Below are 19,716 nucleotides of genomic sequence, written 5' to 3'. Positions count from 1 at the left end.
CCTGACCTGACCATCTTTCAGGCACGGAGAAGCCGCCGTCATCGAATGTGATGACAGCGGCTTCTCTGCGCTAGGTTCGGTCGACCTCGTGTCGGTTCAGTCCACGTAGTCCGTGAGGATGCGGACCATGTAGTCAGCCATCAGCCGGCCCTGCAGGGTGGGTTCGAAGCCGCCTTCGTCCACGGCGTCACCATCGAGAAGTCCCTGCTTGACGAATCCTCTGATCGCCCTATCACTGCCTGCACCCAGGGAGTCCAGAGGCAGTTCCGAATCGATTCGAGCTGCGAGCATGACCCTCTCGATCTCCTGGGTTGATTCCTCCAGCACCTCACGTCCGATGGCAGGTGACTCACCTGCCAGCAGCCGGTCGGACCAGGCACGGGGATGTTTGGCGTTCCAGAACCGCACTCCACCGATGTGCGAATGGGCTCCGGGACCGAAGCCCCACCAATCGGCATTGCGCCAGTAGGCCATGTTGTGGTCGCAACGGGTCTCTGCTGACGTTGACCAGTTGCTGACCTCGTACCAGTGCAGCCCGGCGGCGGCCATGGCGGCATCGGCGATCTCATACTTGTCGGCCAGGTCGTCTTCGTCTGGCATCGGCAGTTCGCCACGGCGAACCATTGCCCCCATCTTCGTGCCGGGCTCGACGATGAGCGAATAGGCGGAGATGTGATCGACATCGTTGCTCAGCGCCACCTCCAGCGACTTGCGCCAATCGTCGATGGACTCCCCCGGGGTTCCATAGATGAGGTCAAGGCTGAGTTCCAGGCCGGCCTCTTTGATCCACTTCGCCACATCCGGAATCTTCTCCGGGTCGTGTGTGCGATCCAGGGTCGCGAGCACATGAGGCACAGCTGACTGCATACCCAAGGAGATCCGAGTGAACCCGGCGGCTGCCAAGGTCGCAATGTAGGTCGGGTCCAATGTGTCGGGGTTCGCTTCGGTCGTAACCTCGACGTCCGGTGCCAACCGGTAGCGGTCACGGATATCGTCCATCACCCCGGCCAGCACCTCGGCGGCCAGCATCGTCGGGGTGCCTCCGCCGAAGAAGATCGTCGTCACTCTGCGGTCGGTGGCCCCCGTCTCGGCGAGGACACGTGTCGACAGATCGAGCTCTCGGGCAAGATTGCTGCGATAGTCGTCGCGGGAGGCTCCGGGCCCCAGGTCCTCTGCGGTATAGGTGTTGAAGTCGCAGTAGCCGCAGCGGACCCGACAGTACGGGACGTGAACGTAGAGGCTCAGCCCGCGAGCGGTCGCGCCGATCCCGGCCGAGGCCGGCAGCGAACCGTCACGCGGTGGAGTCTCACCAGTCGGTTGTGCAGGCACTTACTTCTTGGATTCCTTCTTGGGCTCCGGATCATCCGAGGACAGTGCAGCGATGAAGGCCTCCTGTGGGACCTCGACGTTGCCGACGACCTTCATCCGCTTCTTGCCTTCCTTCTGCTTCTCCAGCAGCTTGCGCTTACGGCTGATATCGCCGCCGTAGCACTTGCTCAGCACATCCTTGCGAATGGCGCGGATGGTCTCACGAGCGATGATGCGCGAACCGATGGCGGCCTGGATCGGCACCTCGAACTGCTGGCGCGGGATCAGCTTGCGCAGTTTGCCGGCCATGGCCACACCGTAGGAGTAGGAGTTGTCGCGGTGGACGATCGCAGAGAAGGCGTCGACCTGGTCACCGTGGAGCAGGATGTCGACCTTGACCAGATCTGCTGCGTCTTCGCCGTCATCGGAGTAGTCGAGTGTGGCGTAGCCCTTGGTCTTGGACTTCAGCTGGTCGAAGAAGTCGAACACGATCTCGGCCAGGGGCAGTCGGTAGCGGATCTCGACCCTGTCCGAGGACAGGTAGTCCATGCCCAGAAGGTTGCCGCGACGTGTCTGGCACAGTTCCATCACCGCGCCGATGTAGTCACTCGGGGTGAGAATGGTGGCGCGAACCATCGGTTCGCGGACCTCTTTGATCTTGCCCGTCGGATACTCGCTCGGGTTCGTGACCTCCAGCTCCGACCCGTCTTCCATCGTGACGTCATAGATCACGCTGGGTGCGGTGGAGATGAGGTCAAGGTCGTATTCGCGCTCGAGGCGATCCCGCAGGACCTCCAGGTGGAGGAGTCCCAGGAAGCCGCAGCGGAAGCCGAAGCCCAGTGCCGTAGAAGTCTCCGGCTCGTAGGCCAACGAGGCGTCGTTGAGCTTGAGCTTGTCGAGCGCATCGCGCAGCACCGGGTAGTCCGATCCATCGATCGGGAAGAGCCCGGAATACACCATGGGTTTGGGTTCCTTGTAGCCTTCGAGCGCCTGCATGGCCGGTGCAGAGTTCAGAGTGACCGTGTCGCCGACCTTGGACAGGCGGACGTCCTTGACGCCGGTGATGAGGTATCCGACCTCGCCGACGCCCAGTCCCTTCGTGGCGTTCGGCTCCGGTGAGGAGACTCCGATCTCGAGGAGTTCGTGAGTGCTGCCTGTCGACATCATCGTCAGCTTCTCGCGAGGATGCAGTGCACCGTCGACGAGGCGCACATACGTCACGACGCCCCTGTACGTGTCGTAGACGGAGTCGAAGATCATGGCTCGTGGCGGCGCCTCGGCGTCGCCGACTGGAGCAGGAATGTCGGAGATGATGCGATCAAGGACCGCGTCGACGCCCTCGCCGGTCTTCCCCGACACCAGCAGGCAGTCTTCGGGTTCACAGCCGATGAGGTTGGCCAGCTCCTCCGCGTACTTCTCAGGCTGTGCAGCGGGGAGGTCGATCTTGTTGAGCACGGGAATGATCGCGAGATCGTTCTCCATGGCCATGTAGAGGTTGGCCAGAGTCTGGGCTTCGATGCCCTGTGCGGCGTCGACGAGAAGCAGAGCGCCCTCGCACGCGGCAAGCGACCGGGATACCTCATAGCTGAAGTCGACGTGGCCTGGAGTGTCGATCATGTTGAGTGCATAGGGAGCACCCTCGTTCTCCCAGGCCATGCGCACTGCCTGGGATTTGATCGTAATTCCGCGTTCGCGTTCGATGTCCATCCGGTCGAGGTACTGAGCTCGCATATCGCGCGGCTGCACCGCCCCGGTAACCTGGAGCATCCGGTCGGCCAGGGTCGATTTGCCATGGTCGATATGTGCGATGATGCAGAAATTGCGGATCAACTCGGGTGATGTAGCGGACGGCGAAATCCGTTCGAGTGCTTGCGGCTTCACCTGAGGTGACATGAACGCCCTTCCTTCGACAGACCAGAACTTCCATTGTTCCATGGGTTGCGCACCAGACTGGAATCCTCCGCGCCCCGGCGCATGAGGACGGCGCTTCCTCGAACCGACTCGAACTCCCTGAGATTCCAGGTACCGATCCGCCCATCTTGGGCACTGAGCGGCAGTTTCGGCACTGATCGGCGACGATTGGACCATGAACGATTTCTCGATCATGAGCTTCAACCTCAGATACCCCGCGATGGACGGGCATCCCGTGGCCAGGCGTCTGCCCATCGCCGCCGAACTCATCACCGAGGCTCACCCTCACATCATCGGCACGCAGGAAGGTGAGCTCGATCAGCTCGAGACGCTCATCAGCCTCCTTCCCGATGAGTACATCTGGTTGGGTGAGGGGCATTCAGGCGGCAACTCGGGTGAGTTCACCGCGGTCATCTACGACTCGTCGCGATTCGCCGTCGACACCGTCGACATCAGCTGGCTGTCTGAACAGCCGGAGACAGTCGCCTCCGAATCCTGGGGCGTCTCCCACGCCCGGACCCTGACGGTCGTCGACTTTCTGGATCGTGTCACGGGGAAGTCGTTGCGCCAACTCAACACTCACCTCGATCACAAGTCTGAGGAGGCACGCCTGGAGTCAGGGAAGATCATGGCCGGTCACCTCGCTGAGACGACCGGCCCGTCTGTTGTCACAGGAGACTTCAACGTCGCCGCCGGCTCGCCCGTCTACGACTATTTCTGCACAGAACTGGGACTCACAGACACCGCTGCAGTCGCCCCGAGCCAGAACATCGGCACCTTCCACCGCTACCAGGGACCGAAGGCCGGTGATGGCCGCATCGACTGGATCCTCACCACTGCTGATCTGCGGACCGTGTCGACTCGAATCAACACCTTCTGCACTGACGGTGAGTACCCGTCCGACCATTTTCCGGTCGAAGCGGTCCTGAGCTACGTCGACTAGGATTGGCGTACATGAGCTGGAAATCACTGGTCAATCGCGTCGTCAAGATCGGCGTCAACGAAGGCTTCAAATTCCTCAGGGAATCACAGGCGAAGAAGAAGGCGGGCCCACAGGGGTCAGGCTCTCGCCCGAGCAGCCCCTCGCGGGGTGATGCACGGTCCTCCGGCTCCGCCTCGGCGAGGGACGGCGACTATCCCGGTGACTACCGCGGAGCGGTCAACGTCTCCTATGCACCCGACCTCGACGGCGAAGCCGATCCAGGTGAGGTCGTCTGGGGATGGGTTCCCTTCGAAGAGGACCATTCCCAGGGCAAGGACCGACCCTCCCTGATCGTCGGCAAGGACGGTCGCTGGGTTCTGGCACTCATGCTCACCAGCAAAGATCACATCCCGGGTGGAATCGGAGAGGTCCGCGAAGACCGCCACGCCCGGTGGATGAACATCGGCAGTGGAGATTGGGATTCTCGGGGCAGGCCCTCTGAGATCCGTCTCGACCGTATTATCCGTCTCGATCCGCAGTCCATCCGCCGCGAAGGCTCGATCATGCCCCGCGGTATCTTCGAAAAGGTCGCAGAGAACGTCGACCCAAGCTGAGCCTGAGCCCGAGCCGAAGCTGAGACGTTCGGCGGTTTGACCCCCTCGCCGAGCCGAGATCAGGGCACCGACAATTTCTGCCTGACGGGATCAGCCTGTATCGTTGATCAGGTATCTTCATCAAAGGCGTGTGTCTCGCCTAGGTCGGGTGAAGATGCCATCAGATTCGATATCATCGATGTGTTTCCCCGCGGAGATGAATACGTCGATCAGATGTGCCCTCACGACCATGTTCCACTAACACGAAAGAGTGTTGAAATTGGCTAATATCAAGTCACAGATCAAGCGGATTGAAACCAACGAGAAGGCTCGCCAGCGCAACAAGGCTGTGCGGTCCGAGGTTCGGTCACACGTCCGCGTCGTCCGCGAGAACATTGCTGCCGGCAACAAGGACGAAGCACAGCAAGCATATGCTGTTGCCGCCCGTAAGCTCGACAAGGCTGTTTCAAAGGGTGTTCTGCACAAGAACAACGCTGCGAACCGCAAGTCGAGAATGGCCACGCAGATCAACGCTCTCTGAGTCGATCACTGAGGCTATAGCTTCGAGGGGCCCGATCCGTTTGGATCGGGCCCCTCAACTATTCACGGTTCGGCGGCTCACCCTGCAGCTGTTCGCTAGGTGTGCTGGCCAGCTGGGCCGCGTTGCACCACTCACCGTTGGCGAGCCAACCGGCAGACTTCGGAGACGAACCATTCGACCGCATAGACCGGATCACGGCCTCCGCCTTTGACCGCCTCATCGGCTTCTGCCGCCGCGATCAATGATTGCCCCAGGGCCACTTCGTTCCACCGGCGCACCTCGCGTCGGGCACGGTCGACCTGCCAAGGGGCCATCTTCAGTTCTGACGCGAGTTCACCACTCGATCCCGAGAAACCCTGAACCTTGGCCATCCCCCGCAATTTCATCGCAACGGCCGCTACCAGGGGCACCGGGTCGGAACCGGTCGACAGTGCGTGACGCAGGAGGCTCAGCGCGCTCTTCGCATCGCCCCCGACTGCTGCGTCGGCGACCTTGAAGCCAGTGGCTTCCACCCGACCGCCGTAGTACTGGTCGACGATCGCAGCGGTGATGGTTCCCTCTGTGTCCTCGACGAGCTGGTCGACACCGGCATTGAGTTCGGACAGGTCCGCCCCGAGCGCAGACATGAGTGCCGCCATCCCGGGTTCGTCGATCTGCCTCTTCGCTGCCTTGAACCGACCTTGGGCGAATTTGGCGCGGTCGCTCTCATTCTTCAGTGCCGCCGCATCGACTCGGGGAAACCCGTTGGCTTCGATCTTCTTGACCAGTTTCGCGCCCCGATTCCCTCCGCCGTGAAGAAGAATGACGACGGCATCGTCATTGGGGTCATCGAGGTAGGTGAGCGCATCAGCCAGGAATGCCTCCGAGCACTTCTCAACACTGTCGACGACGATGAGCTTCGAGGAGGAGAACAAGGACGGCGAGGCAGCCATGAGCAGCTCTCCGCCTTGGTAGCCGGCGGCATCGAACTCAATCTCCTCCGGATCGGACTTCCGTGCGGCGGTGACGATCCGATCCTTGGCCATGCGGATGAGCACCGGCTCGTTTCCGGAAATCATCACTACGGGCGCGGGCTTCGCGGAACTCCACGGGATCAGGGTCTTCTTCACTGCCATGGCCCAAGCCTATCGTCAGCCGCGGACACGGTGCGCGTCAGTCAACCGACGTGACCGACGCAGCCGCGTCCTGTGCTGTACTGTGCGTTCGCATAGACGGCGATGGTGCCGCAGAGGTCGGTGCGCAGAACCGGGACGGGGCCGAAGGCTCGTTGCGCCCGGGGCGTGGGATGACCGTAGCTGTTCTCCCCCACGGAGATCACTCCGAGGCGAGCGCCTGCGGCTGTGAAGAAGTCCTCCGACAGGTCGGAGGAGCCGTGGTGGGGAGCGATGAGCAGATCGACGGGGTCAAGATTCTGGGCCACGATGTACTGCTCATCCGCGCCGATGTCGCCGGGGACCAGGTAGCTCAGTCCCTTCTGTTGAACCCTGAGGGCCAGAGAGTCCTCGTTGCGGACTTCGGTCCCCTCCGTCTCCTTCGCAGGCGGCCAGAGCACCTCGATTCGGGCCCCACCGGCGTCGAACGTGCGTCCACGTGCTGTGGGGACCACCTCGGCGCCGGTGTCGCCGACAATGCCGCGCACCTCGTTTCCCCCGCTGACGTTGGCGGACACCCACAGTTGGTGCAGAGTCCGAGACCACGTGGTTCCGATATACCCAGCGCTGTGATCGGCGTCGAAATGGGAGACGACGAGGTCGAATTCCTCAATCCCGCCGTCGTCTAGGCACACGTCGACGGGCTTCGGGTCCTTCCCCGTATCGACGAGAAGCCCACGGCCCTCGCCGAGGTTGATCAGCGTTGCCGACCCCTGCCCCACATCGCAGATCATCACCAACCAGTCATCTGCCGGTGGCTTCGTCCGTCCGACGACGATGATCAGTGCACTCAGACAGATGCAGAGGACGACTGCTGGGACTCCCCACAGCTTTCTGCGGACTATCAGCCAGGTGCCTGCGGCCAGTACGACGAGGAGCCCGAGCGCGGCCAGTGTCCCCCACGGCGGTTCCGGCCAGTCGAGGGCTGCTCCGGGCAGTCCCGCACAGACCCTGGCCACGGCCACGATCCACCATGCGCACAGCGAACCGAGCCAGGCGGGGAGCTGAGCACACCACAGCAGTCCGGGGACACCGACGAGCCCGAGGCCCCCGCAGACCAGCGACAGGAACCCGAGAACCGTGGCCGGCAGAACTGCGGGTGCGGCCAGAGCATTGGCCGCCACCGACCACAGCCCGATCCGGGGGTCGATCGCCACGAGCACTGGTGTGCACGCCAGCTGGGCAACCAGGGGCACGAGGAGGGCACTGATGACAAGGGCGGGGACCAGTGACAGCCGCGTGCTCAGACGCCGCAGAATGATCGGGACGATGAACATGATTGCGGCAGTTGAGACGACGGAGAGTACGAAACCCACCGAGGTCGCCAGCACGGGAACCACACTGAGCAGGATGCACACGGTCGAGCTCATCACCGCCACCGGTGAGATCCCTCCCCCACGCAGGAAGACGAGAGCGACCGCGATCGCCATTCCCGCCGCGCGGATGGCACTGGGTTCGAATCCGACCACGAACACATACCCCACGCAGGTGAGCACCCCGACGGAGACGCGGATTCTGGGACCGGCCCGACACAGTCCTGCAAGCAGACCTGCGCCGAGGCTGACGATCGTGACATTGCTGCCTGAAACGGCAGAAATGTGAGTCAGGGACACCACGCGCATGTCGTCTTCCATTCGTGCATCCTGCGGCTCGGTGTCTCCGACCACGAGTCCTGGCAGCAGTGCACCACCACTGTGTCCTGAGGCCAGGGAATCATGCCGCAGCTGCATGCGCAGGTCGCCGCGCCACCGCCACAGGGTGTTCGGTGCGCGGAGGACCCTCGCATCGCTGCTGCTGATGCGGATGTCCTCGAGATCGTCTGTGCGCATAGACACGTGCGAACCTTCGGGTGGGGCGGAGGGGCTGAGCACCTCGGTGACACCGGTTGAAGTCAGCACCGTCAGCCGAGACCAGCCCGAAGCCCCCGGTTGGCTGTGACCGACCACGATGCCCTCCACTTCGGTGACTTCCCCAGTTCCACTCCCGGCACAGAGCATGGTGGTCTGCACCGTGAGCAGGCAAGTGAACACGATGAGGAACACCCCGAGGTGATGGTGTCTGCGCAGGCAGAGGAAGCCGAGGCCGACGAGGATCGGGGCGGCAAGAAGCGCCCATAATCCGGGTGCCAGCAGCGCGGTGATCCACAGGCCCAGCGCACATATGAGCAGGCGGACAGATCCGGGCCAGACCTTCGCAGCCGAGGCCACCCAGCTGACTCCGGCCCTCCACCGATCTCCCACGCGCTGAGCCGTCGACCGATCGGCTCTGCCTCGCCGGGTCCTACCCGACCGAGACACGGTCTTTGAGGCTCTCGAATGTCTTGGGTCCGATGCCCTGGACAAGCAGCAGATCTTCGACGCTGGTGAAGGGCTGCTCCTGACGATGGGCGATGATCGCCTCCGCGGTCACCGGTCCGACTCCCGGCAGTGTCTCCAGGGTCGTGAGGTCAGCGGTGTTGAGATCCACCTTTGCGCTCGGGTTCGGATCTGGTCCCTCACCACCGGATGCGCCCGCTGCGCTGTCTCCCGCGCTGCCGGACCCTGCTCCCCCTGCCGCATTCGATGCGGGGCTGTCGGAATCAGCCCGACCGGGTACTGGTTCCTCACCGTGAGCGGGGATGTGGATCTGCTCACCGTCTTGGAGGACGCGAGCGAGGTTGATCGCCTCCGCATCAGCGAGTTCCTTCAGTCCGCCTGCTGCCTCCACTGCGTCCTGGACACGGGCACCGGCTGTCAGACTCACGACGGAGGGTCTGTGCACCGCTCCGGTGACATGGACGACGACCCGGCCGGGTTCGGTGCTCTGAGTCGCAGACGTGGCCTCGGCCTGTGCTTCTTGGTCCTGTCCCGGCGGCACTCCCGCCCGCGTCGCAGTCGTGGCTGCCCTGCCCCCGGAGGCCGTGCCGCTACCTGAGTCAGCGCCACCCCCTTCGGCAGAACCCACCTGTTCTTCGGTGGCGGCATGCTGGGGGGCTGGCCGGAAGAGGAGGAAGGCGATGACGAGCACAGCAATGGTCGCGACCGCCAATGCCACGAGGATGGGCAGGCGCACTCGGCGCGGCTCAACCGGTTCTTCTTCGCCTTCGCTGTCGCTTCCGAAGACGTCTCCCGGAACCCATCCGCCGCGTTCGGCACTGGAATTGATGAGGCCTGCGAAGCGATCATCGGGAGAGACAGCCATGTCGACAAGCTATGAGCGAATGCACCGACCACACCAGTGCCGGAATATCGCCTGTGGAAACCGTGCGAGGGTCCACAGGTCGAACGCACATGAGTCGACCAGGCGTCCACAGTTCGACGCACTCAAGTGATGCTGGACGCACGAAACAGACGGTCGACGCGGGTCAGCGACGAGCAACTCAGATCAGCGAGATTCGATGCAGTGGGGGTCGAGCGCGGGGGCTCACGGTCTGGTCTGGACCGTGATTCCGATCGTGCCGGATCCGACGTGGGCGGTGATGATGGCCGACAAGGTTCGAAACGTCGTCGGCAGACCGGCGGCTTCGATCTTCTCGCGCAGCGCGACCACATCTGGGTGGGAGGGCTCACCGTCTGCATGCTGGATCTCCACGTACACATCCTGCTCATCGGAGGCGATCTCTGCCGCGGCCTCACCAGCCAGTGCAACCATGCGCTCAAGTGCCTTAGCGCGGGTCCGGACTCTGGCGACAGGAGCCACGACACCGGCGCTGAGCCCGAGCACCGGGACGATCTGCAGGGCCCGGCCCAGCAGAGAGGACGCGGCACCGATGCGACCGCCTCGGCGCAGGTGTTCCAAGGTCTCCGGAGCGAATGCGGTTCGGGTCTCGCCAGCGCACCAGTCGGCGACTGTGCCGGCGATCGATGCCACGTCGTGTCCGTGGCCGATCCCGGCGGCCGCGATCGATAGAGCACCGGCGAGGCCCGCCGAGGTGGTCCGGGAGTCGACGACGTTGATCAGCGACTCCTCGCTCTGAGCTGCAGCGACGGCCGAATCCCGGGTCCCGGAGAGCTCACCCGACATGGTCACGGCGATGATCGCCTCAGCACCATGATCAAGAAGCGTCGAATAGGCATTCGAGAACTGGGCGGGCGTCGCCATAGAGGTCGACACCTCAACGCCTTCGTCCATCTTCAGGCACAGGTCTGCCGCGTCAAGCTCCCCGTCGGTGAAGGCGACCCCTCCGACGAGGATTGTCAGGGGAACGACAGCGAAGAGGTCACCGGTGATCTCACGCAACGCGGCTGTCTCCGCATCTGACAGCTGTGCCGTCGAATCGGTGACCAGACCAATCCTCATGGACGGCCCAGCGCCCGATATGTCCAACCAGCCGAGCGCCACACCTGGGGTGTCAGCACATTCCTGCCATCGATGAGGACCCGGCCAGACACCAGCGACGCCGTAGCCACCGGATCAAGATCCCGATACTCCTGCCACTCCGTCAGCAGCAGCACAGCATCTGCACCGGCCAGAGCTTGAGACGCATCAGCCACATAGTTCAACTCGGGAAACGTCTTCGCCGCGTTGTCGATCGCCTGCGGATCCGTCACCGTCACCACACCGCCTTGTGTCGCGATCAGCCGCGCCACCGCCAGCGCAGGCGAATCCCGAACATCATCACTGTTGGGTTTGAACGCAGCTCCGAGGACCGTGATCTTCTTCCCGATGAACGATCCATCCAAGGTGTCCCTGGCAATGTCGACCATGCGCACACGCCGACGCATATTGATCGAATCGATCTCACGCAGGAACGCCACCGCCTGATCGGCACCCAACTCACCAGCACGAGCCATGAACGCACGGATGTCCTTGGGCAGACACCCACCGCCGAAGCCGAGACCAGCATTGAGGAACTTCCGTCCGATGCGATCATCCATCCCGATCGCATCCGCCAACTGGGTCACGTCCGCACCAGAGGCCTCACACAGCTCAGCCATTGCATTGATGAACGAGATCTTCGTGGCCAAGAACGAGTTCGCAGCAGTCTTGACCAGCTCGGCCGTCGCGAAGTCCGTGACCATGCGCGGCGTCTGTTCCGCCAGCATCGGCCCATACACTTCGTCGAGGACCGCCGTGGCCTGTTCACCGGCCTCACCTTCGGCAACGCCGTAGACCAGACGATTCGGGTGCAGTGTGTCCTCGACGGCATGGCCCTCACGCAGGAACTCCGGATTCCACATCAGACTCGCCCCCGTGGGAACCAGAGCAGCAGCCAGACGCTCAGCAGTACCGACAGGAACAGTGGACTTGCCCACAACCACCGACGACGAAGTCAGATGGGGAACCAGCGACTCCACAGCAGCATCGACATACGTGACATCGGCTGCGAACTCCCCCGGCTTCTGCGGAGTCCCGACACACACAAAATGGATCGCCGCGTCCGCGACACGCGAGACATCCGTGGTGAACTCGAGACTGCCGAGATTCTGACCCTTCACCAGCAATTCACTCAGCCCCGGCTCGAAGAAGGAGGGCCGACCAGAGGTCAGCGCAGCAACCTTGTCTGCATCGACGTCGACACCAACGACCTCGTGTCCCAGTGATGCCATAGCCGCCGCGTGAACAGCGCCCAGGTAACCGCAACCGATGACTGAAATCTTCAACCCGTGTTCTCCCTGCTTCGTCCCGGCATTTCAGCCACACTATATGCCACTAGGTTCCACGATATCTGCAGGTTGAAACAGTACCCTTGGAATTGTGAAGCGTTTCTTGGATTTCCTGACCAACTCACCGGCGGCGGTGACGTTCGCGGTGCTCAGCGTGCTGGGCATCGTGGTCTTCGCTGTGCCCGGACTGCATCCGTTCGCCTGGGCCATCGGCCTGATTCTGTGCCTGGGAGTCATCGTCGCCCTGCTCATGTTCCATGGTGAGTGGCGCCGGGCGCAGATACAGATCGATTCCCTGCGCCAGTTGCTGAGCACCGAGCGCGGGCGTCTTGACACCTTGGGGCTGACCCCCGTCGACGAAGAGGTCACTGCGTTGCCCGACGAAGAGCGAGCACGGCGGATCCTGGGCCTGCTCCCGGATTCTGCCGGCCTGGTGCAGTCGCTGCGTCTTGATGCGACCTACGGGACGCTCGACGTCGACGAGCTCGAGCCGCTGCACACCTTCAGGAAGGAATTCTCGAAGTCCAGCTTCGACAACCCGCGTTCCCACACCGCGTTCATGAATCTCTACCGCGCGGCCGAGGCTCTGTCGATCTGGGTGAACGAAGAGACACGGCAGCTCGCGGACGATAAGACGAAGCGAGAGATCCGTCCCGGAGACTCCCGCAAGGGCGGCTGGAGAGAGTACACGGAGGCACGCAGCCGCGGCGAGAGCCTGGGCGCCAGGTTCGTCTCCGCCCGGTGGGAATTCAACCAGACAGCGTTGGAACTCGGACTCGTCGCCTGAACGATGTCAGTGACGGATCCACCACGAATCGGTCGGGGTCACCGGGGTCCGACGTTTGTGTTCGGAGGCACGGTACTTCTCGACGAGTACTGCAGCGGCAGCCTCATCGATGTCTTTGCCCTCGAGGAAGTCGTCGATCTGGTCGTAGCTGAGGCCCAGTGACGACTCATCGGTCTGGCCCGGATCCTCATCGAGCAGATCCGCTGTCGGAACCTTTCGAACAAGATGATCGGGGGCGCCGAGGTGGTCTAGCAGTGCTCGACCCTGCCGCTTGTTCAGTCCGGCCAGCGGCACCACATCGGCGGCACCGTCACCGAACTTGGTGAAGAAGCCGGTCACGGCCTCAGCGGCATGATCGGTACCCGCGACGAGGAGCCGCTTCTCCCCCGCCAGCTCGAATTGAGCGACCATTCGCATCCGTGCCTTGACGTTTCCCTTGCCGAAATCGGTGATGGCCGCTCCGGTGGCGTTCTCATATTCAGCCGCCGCCGCGTCAGTGACCGAACCGATGTTGAAGACGATTTCGTGGTCGGCTCGGATGAATTCCATCGCAGCCTGAGCGTCACTCTCATCGGTCTGAATGTGATGCGGCAAGCGGATCGCCCAGAATTCGGCGCCAGCTCCCCGCCTGCGCAGCTCTTCGACCGCCAACTGACACAGTCGTCCGGCCAGAGTTGAATCCTGCCCACCGCTGATTCCCAAGGCCAGCCCTTTGACGCCGGTGGTCAGGATGTAGTCGGCCAGGAATTCGACGCGACGAGCGACTTCCGTCGCCGGATCTATTGTCGGTCTCACCCCCAAGGTGAGCCGGATCTCATCCCGTGTGGATTCCATTGACATATGTACTCAACCCTTCCGGGCAGACGCCGTGTCTCAGGCGTCGGGGACGATATTGACCAGTTTGGGTGCCCGAACGATGACCTTGCGTACCCCAGCCCCGTCGAGCGCTTTGAGCGCATTCGGCGATTCCAGTGCCAGCTTCTCCAGATCCTCTGCCGAGATGTCGGGGTCGACCTCGAGACGCGCTCGCACCTTGCCCTTGACCTGGACGACGCAGGTGACCTGGTCGGCTACCAGATGCTGCGGATCGACAGCGGGGAAGGTCGCATAGGTCAGCGTCGATGTGTGGCCCAGCTTTGACCACAGCTCTTCGGCCAGGTGCGGTGCGAAGGGCGAGAGCATGATGGCCAGCGGTTCAAGCACATCGGCCGTGGCTCCGCCGTGCTTCGTCGCGTGGTTCGTGAGCACGATCAGCTTAGAGATCGCGGTGTTGAATCGCAGGTGGTCCATGTCGTCACGAACACCATCGATGACCTGGTGGAGAACCTTGAGCGTCTCAGGGTCTGCCGCACCGTCCCTGATCACGGACTCACCGGTGGTTTCGTCCACGAAGAGGCGCCACACGCGCTGCAGGAACCGCTGCGCACCGACGACAGCACGCGTCTCCCAGGGACGAGCCTGTTCGATCGGTCCCATCGACATCTCATAGACACGGAACGTGTCAGCACCGTAGGCGTCATACATTTCATCGGGCATGACGGAGTTCTTCAGCGACTTGCCGATCTTGCCGTACTCACGGTTGACCTGCGCACCGTCGTGCCAGAAGGTCGAATCGCCGTTGTCATCGGTCTTCTCCTCCACCTCGGCGGCGGGAACGTAGACCCCGCGCGAGTCGGTGTAGGCGTAGGCCTGGATGTAGCCCTGATTGACCAGACGATGGAATGGCTCAGACGATGACACGTGGCCAAGATCGAACAGGATCTTGTGCCAGAACCGGGCGTAGAGCAGGTGCAGAACCGAGTGCTCGGCACCGCCGACATAGAGATCGGCGCCGCCTCGAGGTTTGGATTCGCGCGGGCCCATCCAGTACTTCTCGTTGACCGGGTCCACGAGACGTTCACTGTTGTGCGGATCGGCGTAGCGCAGCTGATACCAGGACGATCCTGCCCAGTTGGGCATCGTGTTCGTCTCGCGGTAGTACTTCTGCGGACCGTCGCCCAGGTCGAGTTCGACCTCGACCCAGTCGCGATTGCGACCCAGGGCCGGTTCCGGGTGGCTGTCGGCGTCGTCGGCGGCAAACGTCCGAGGAGCGAAGTCATCGACCTCGGGCAGCGCGACCGGCAGCATTGAGTCGGGTAAGGCGATGGGCGTTCCGGCCTCGTTGTAGACGATCGGGAAGGGTTCGCCCCAATAGCGCTGCCGTGAGAACAGCCAGTCCCGCAGACGGTACTGGGTCGACTCGGTGGCCAGCCCTTTGTCGGCCAGCCATTCGGTGATCTTTGCCTTCGCCGCTTCGACCTCGAGACCGTTGATATCGATCTCGTCGTTGGCGGAGCTGATCATCACGCCGGTTCCGGTGAAGGGCGTATCCTCATCGTGGTCGGCCGGAGGCGCAACGGTACGCACATAAGGCAGACCGAAGGACTTCGCGAAGTCCCAGTCGCGGGCGTCCTCGGCCGGAACAGCCATGATCGCACCGGTTCCATAACCCATCAGCACATAGTCGGCAACGAAGACCGGAACCTGCTCACCGGTCGCAGGATTGATCGCATAGGACCCGGTGAAGATCCCAGTCTTGTCCTTGCTCTGCTGACGATCCGCATCGGTCTTCGCAGCTGCATCGCGCTGGTAGGCGGCGATCGCCTCGGCAGGGGTGGGCTGATCACCGCGCCAGGAATCGGGCGTCTGATCGCCCCATTCAGCGGCTGTGAGCTCGGCAACCTGCGGATGCTCTGGGCTGAGCACGAGATAGGTGGCGCCGAAAAGTGTGTCCGGACGGGTCGTGTAGACCTCGACCTGAGCATCTGATGCGGCCACAGGCAGGCGCAGCAGGGCACCCTTGGAGCGGCCGATCCAATTGACCTGCATGCTGCGCACTGCCGAAGGCCAATCCAAATCGTCCAGATCGTCGATGAGGCGATCGGCGTAGGCGGTGATGCGCATGTTCCACTGCCGCAGGCGGCGGGTGTAGACCGGGAAGTTGCCGCGCTCGGACAAACCTTCGGCAGTGACCTCCTCGTTCGCGAGTACGGTGCCCAACCCCGGGCACCAGTTGACCGGGGACTCCGAGACATAGGCCAAACGGTAGTCCTGCAGGATATTCTCCTGCTCGGCCGGGCTCAGCTCGGACCAGGGACGAGAGTCAGGCGTCTGTCTGGTTCCCTGGGCGAACGCCTCGATCAGTGTGGAGATCGGCCGAGCCGCACCGAAAGAGTCCTCTCCCTCGGTGCTTGCCTCTGGGTCGTACCAGGAGTTGAAGATCTGCAGGAAGATCCACTGGGTCCACCGGACGAAGTCATCGTCAGTGGTCGCGAAGCTGCGGCGTGCGTCGTGGGCGAGCCCCAGTCGACGCAGCTGGCGTGTCATGTTCTTGATATTCGCATCAGTCGTAATGCGCGGGTGCTGGCCCGTCTGGACTGCATACAGATCTGCTGGCAATCCGAAGGCGTCATAGGACAGTGCGTGCATGACGTTGTGCCCGCGCATCCGCTGATAGCGGCCGTAGACATCCGTGCCCAGATAGCCCAGCGGGTGGCCAACATGCAGGCCCGCCCCAGAGGGGTAAGGGAACATGTCCATGATGTAGAGGGACTCACGCTCGCCGAGTGCCTGTGGCGGACCATAGGCGGACTCCGAATCCTGTCGACCAAGATCTCGGGCAGCCTGGCTCAGATCACCAGTGGGGTTCGGGGCATGGAATGTTCCCGCCTCTTCCCACGTGTGCTGCCACGACTTCTCGATCTTCTCGGCCAGCACCGCGTCATAGCGGAAACTGGTCTCCTCAGGAATCGTCGTCATTACCTTCCTTCACTGACTGGGCGTGAGCGGGTTTCGACCATCGTACTCTGAACATTCCCTGCATCGACTTGGCTAGACTGCCAGATAGACGTGTGAGGAGGGTTTGAGCTTCCAAACGTGAGGGATTTCACCTCACAACGCTCCCGCAGTAGGATAACCGGGCAGTAACTTACGCCCAGAAGGAGACCTCATGAGCCCAGCGACAATGCAGCAGTCAACAACCCCGGTCGTCGGCTTCGAGGTCGACACGACCTCTTCGACGACCGATGTCTTCCTCGCGACGGTTACAGAGAACCCGAACCGTCCTCTCGTGGCCAAGCCTGTCGAGGACGACTGGGAAGAGGTGTCTGCGGGTGAATTCCTCACCCAGGTCAGAAACGCGGCCAAGGGACTCATCGCCTCGGGTGTCGAGGTCGGAGACCGAATCGCGATCTTCGGACCGACCTCTTACGAATGGACTCTCAGCGACTACACCGCCTGGTTCGCCGGAGCGGTCTCAGTCCCGTTCTACGACACCTCCTCCGAAGCACAGCTCGCCTGGATGATCCAGGACGCAGGCGTCGGCCGCGGCCTCGTCAGCAGTCGCGAACATGCCGACCGGGTCGAAGCCGCCGCAGCCGCCGCCGGAGTCCCTGCCCCGCAGCTGTGGATCTGGGATCAGGGAGCCTTCTCCGAACTCGAGGCCACCGGCCGACAGATCAGCGACGATGCCCTCGAAACCCAGCGCCAGCAGGTCACAGGCGATTCGGTCGCCACACTCATCTACACCTCCGGCACCACCGGCAGGCCTAAGGGATGCGTCCTGACTCACGGGAACTTCGTCCAAACTGCGCAGGCAGCGCAGATGCAGATCCCTGATGTCTTCGCGACAGGCATGCGATGCCTCCTGTTTCTGCCGCAGGCACACGTCTTCGCCCGTTTCATCGAAGTTCTCTCGATCAGCTCCGGTGCCCTCCTGGCACATCAGTCCGACCTTACGAAGCTCACCGACTCCCTGGGCAGCTTTCGCCCGTCGTTCATCCTCGGGGTCCCTCGCGTCTTCGAGAAAGTCTACAACTCCGCACTGGCCAAAGCCGAATCCGGTGGTCAGGACAAGATCTTCCGCCGTGCCGAACAGGTCGCCGTGGCCTACTCCAAGGCCATGGACGCAGGCAAGATCCCGATCACGCTCAAACTGCAGCATGCACTGTTCGACAAGCTCGTGTACTCGAAGCTGCGCTCTGTCATGGGCAACAATGTCACCCACGCGGTCTCCGGCGGCGGTCCGCTCGGCGCCCACCTCGGTCATTTCTTCCGCGGAGTCGGCCTCATCGTCCTCGAGGGATACGGCCTAACGGAAACGACGGCCCCCATCACTGTGAACGTGCCGGACAAGGCCAAAATAGGCACCGTCGGAGTTCCACTGCCCGGGGTGAGCGTGGCGATCGCCCCCGATGGTGAGATCCTGGCCAAGGGCGCCCCGGTCTTCCACGAATACTGGAACAACCCGAAGGCCACCGCCAAGGAATTCCACGACGGCTGGTTCGCCACCGGCGACCTCGGGTCGCTCGACGAGGACGGCTACCTCGCGATCAACGGCCGCAAGAAGGAGATCATCGTCACCTCGAGTGGAAAGAACATCGCGCCGGCACCACTCGAAGACGCCCTGCGACGCCACCCCCTCATCGGCCAGCCCGTAGTCGTCGGAGACAACCGGAAGTTCGTCTCCGCGCTCATCTTCCTCGACTCGGAGGTGCTGCCCACATGGTTGAAGAATCATCACCTGCCGGCCATGGACCTGCGCCAGGCTTCCACTGACGAAACCGTGAGGGCCGCCATCGAGAAGGCGGTCGAGAGTGTCAACAGAACGGTGTCACGGGCGGAGGGCATCAAGAAGTTCGCGATCCTGCCGGTTGAGCTCACCGAAGACAACGGGTACCTGTCGGCAAAGCAGTCGGTCAAACGCCACGTCGTCAACAAGGACTTCGCAGCTGACATCGACGAACTCTACGCCGACTGACCACAGTCCGGCGGTGAGACGTAGGCTGGGACTCAATGAGACTACTCAGGCACCTTCGCGAGGGAGCAGACCATGTCCGATGACAGCAGTCAGATGAACAGCTATGTGGCCAAGGATGAGGTATTCGACCGAGACACGAACTATATCGACGATCGGATCCTCGCTGATCCCGACTCGCAGTGGCCGGTCGAATCCGGTCGTTACAGGCTCATTGCCGCTCGTGCCTGCCCGTGGGCGAACCGGACGGTCATCGTTCGCCGTCTGCTGGGCCTCGAGGACGTCATCTCCATCGGAATGCCGGGTCCCACTCACGATGCCAGGTCCTGGACGTTCGACCTCGACCCCGGCGGAGTGGATCCGGTGCTGGGCATCGAACGCCTGCAGCAGGCGTTCTTCGCACGGTTCCCTGACTACCCCCGCGGAATCACCGTTCCGGCGATGGTCGAGATCGCCAGCGGTGCTGTCGTGACGAACGATTTCGCGCAGATCACCGAGGACTTCTCCACTCAGTGGAAGCAGTATCACAGAGAGGGCGCCCCGGATCTCTGGCCCGAAGAATCGCGGGAGGAGATGGAGAAGGTCATGCGTCTGATCTACACCGAGATCAACAACGGCGTCTACCGGTGCGGCTTCGCCGGCTCCCAGGAGGCCTACGACGCAGCCTTCGACCGGCTGTTCACTGCTCTTCACACCATGGAGGAACGATTGAGCCATTCCCGGTACCTCATGGGTGGTTCCATCACCGAGGCGGATGTCCGTCTGTTCACCACTCTGGTTCGCTTCGACCCGGTCTACTTCGGACACTTCAAGTGCAACCGACAGAGACTGCGGGACTTCGAAAACCTCTGGGGCTATGCCCGCGATCTCTACCAGACGCCGGGCTTCGGTGACACCGTGGATTTCACTCAGATCAAACAGCACTACTACATCGTCCACGTCGATGTGAACCCGACGCAGATCGTTCCCAAGGGCCCGGATCTCGCCGGCTGGCTCTCGCCTCACGGCCGCGAGGAGCTGGGCGGATCGCCCTTCGGCAAGGGCACCGCCCCCGGGCCGGTCCCCGCCGGTGAAGAAGTTCCCGAGGAACACACCGCTGCAGCCTGGCTGTGATGATGCTGGTG

Annotated in this window: 15 protein-coding genes; 6 read left to right on the top strand and 9 right to left on the bottom strand. The window is 62.7% G+C overall.

Annotated features, from left to right (window positions below):
- Positions 1-96: 96 nt before the first annotated feature.
- Together hemW and lepA are read right to left on the bottom strand one after the other, a co-directional pair.
- Positions 97-1,329: a radical SAM family heme chaperone HemW gene (gene hemW / locus BANT918_RS00785; RefSeq protein WP_101618538.1), complete on the bottom strand. Its 1,233-nt coding sequence runs from the start codon at positions 1,327-1,329 to the stop codon at positions 97-99.
- Complete coding sequence (gene lepA / locus BANT918_RS00780) at positions 1,330-3,201, bottom strand: translation elongation factor 4 (protein WP_101618824.1); 1,872 nt, start codon at positions 3,199-3,201, stop codon at positions 1,330-1,332. It lies immediately after the preceding gene.
- A gap of 193 nt (positions 3,202-3,394) precedes the next feature.
- Between lepA and BANT918_RS00775 the strand changes: the two genes are divergently transcribed.
- The 3 genes from BANT918_RS00775 (at position 3,395) to rpsT (ending at position 5,275) form a co-directional block, all read left to right on the top strand.
- On the top strand, positions 3,395-4,162 hold the full coding sequence (locus BANT918_RS00775; RefSeq protein ID WP_101618537.1) for an endonuclease/exonuclease/phosphatase family protein: 768 nt from the start codon (positions 3,395-3,397) through the stop codon (positions 4,160-4,162).
- Positions 4,163-4,173: 11 nt separating this feature from the next.
- Positions 4,174-4,755: a type II toxin-antitoxin system PemK/MazF family toxin gene (locus BANT918_RS00770; RefSeq protein WP_101618536.1), complete on the top strand. Its 582-nt coding sequence runs from the start codon at positions 4,174-4,176 to the stop codon at positions 4,753-4,755.
- A 259-nt stretch (positions 4,756-5,014) separates the two neighbouring features.
- A complete protein-coding gene (rpsT, locus tag BANT918_RS00765; RefSeq protein WP_101618535.1) occupies positions 5,015-5,275 on the top strand; it encodes a 30S ribosomal protein S20 in 261 nt (86 codons plus the stop codon).
- Between the two features lie 131 nt (positions 5,276-5,406).
- Here rpsT and holA read toward each other — a convergent pair whose 3' ends face one another.
- From holA to BANT918_RS00740, 5 genes are all read right to left on the bottom strand, one after another.
- Positions 5,407-6,390: a DNA polymerase III subunit delta gene (gene holA / locus BANT918_RS00760; RefSeq protein WP_101618534.1), complete on the bottom strand. Its 984-nt coding sequence runs from the start codon at positions 6,388-6,390 to the stop codon at positions 5,407-5,409.
- A gap of 41 nt (positions 6,391-6,431) precedes the next feature.
- The gene (locus tag BANT918_RS00755; protein ID WP_233429196.1) at positions 6,432-8,666 is read right to left on the bottom strand and encodes a ComEC/Rec2 family competence protein; all 2,235 of its coding nucleotides are present in this window, start codon (positions 8,664-8,666) and stop codon (positions 6,432-6,434) included.
- A 40-nt stretch (positions 8,667-8,706) separates the two neighbouring features.
- Positions 8,707-9,606, bottom strand: coding sequence for a ComEA family DNA-binding protein (locus tag BANT918_RS00750; RefSeq protein WP_101618532.1), 900 nt, complete (start codon positions 9,604-9,606; stop codon positions 8,707-8,709).
- 222 nt (positions 9,607-9,828) lie between these two features.
- Positions 9,829-10,704 (bottom strand): DegV family protein, encoded by an 876-nt coding sequence (locus tag BANT918_RS00745; protein ID WP_167389348.1) that lies wholly within the window; start codon positions 10,702-10,704, stop codon positions 9,829-9,831.
- Positions 10,701-12,008, bottom strand: a complete 1,308-nt coding sequence (locus BANT918_RS00740) for a UDP-glucose dehydrogenase family protein (protein ID WP_101618530.1) — start codon at positions 12,006-12,008, stop codon at positions 10,701-10,703. The genes BANT918_RS00745 and BANT918_RS00740 overlap by 4 nt, the downstream gene beginning before the upstream one ends.
- A 94-nt stretch (positions 12,009-12,102) precedes the next feature.
- Between BANT918_RS00740 and BANT918_RS00735 the strand changes: the two genes are divergently transcribed.
- Complete coding sequence (locus BANT918_RS00735; protein WP_233429195.1) at positions 12,103-12,798, top strand: hypothetical protein; 696 nt, start codon at positions 12,103-12,105, stop codon at positions 12,796-12,798.
- A 6-nt stretch (positions 12,799-12,804) separates the two neighbouring features.
- Here the strand turns inward: BANT918_RS00735 and nadE are convergent, their stop codons facing one another.
- Positions 12,805-13,632 (bottom strand): ammonia-dependent NAD(+) synthetase, encoded by an 828-nt coding sequence (gene nadE, locus BANT918_RS00730; RefSeq protein ID WP_101618822.1) that lies wholly within the window; start codon positions 13,630-13,632, stop codon positions 12,805-12,807.
- A gap of 39 nt (positions 13,633-13,671) precedes the next feature.
- On the bottom strand, positions 13,672-16,596 hold the full coding sequence (gene leuS / locus BANT918_RS00725) for a leucine--tRNA ligase (protein WP_101618529.1): 2,925 nt from the start codon (positions 16,594-16,596) through the stop codon (positions 13,672-13,674).
- Between the two features lie 190 nt (positions 16,597-16,786).
- Between leuS and BANT918_RS00720 the strand changes: the two genes are divergently transcribed.
- Positions 16,787-18,595, top strand: coding sequence for an AMP-dependent synthetase/ligase (locus BANT918_RS00720; protein ID WP_101618528.1), 1,809 nt, complete (start codon positions 16,787-16,789; stop codon positions 18,593-18,595).
- Positions 18,596-18,667: 72 nt separating this feature from the next.
- Positions 18,668-19,705, top strand: a complete 1,038-nt coding sequence (locus BANT918_RS00715) for a glutathione S-transferase family protein (RefSeq protein ID WP_101618527.1) — start codon at positions 18,668-18,670, stop codon at positions 19,703-19,705.
- Positions 19,706-19,716: the final 11 nt, after the last annotated feature.

The sequence above is a fragment of the Brevibacterium antiquum CNRZ 918 genome (assembly GCF_900169145.1).
GTDB lineage: Bacteria > Actinomycetota > Actinomycetes > Actinomycetales > Brevibacteriaceae > Brevibacterium > Brevibacterium koreense.
The sequence above is the reverse complement of the archived record's forward strand: the minus strand, read 5'-3'. Positions and strand labels throughout refer to the sequence as shown.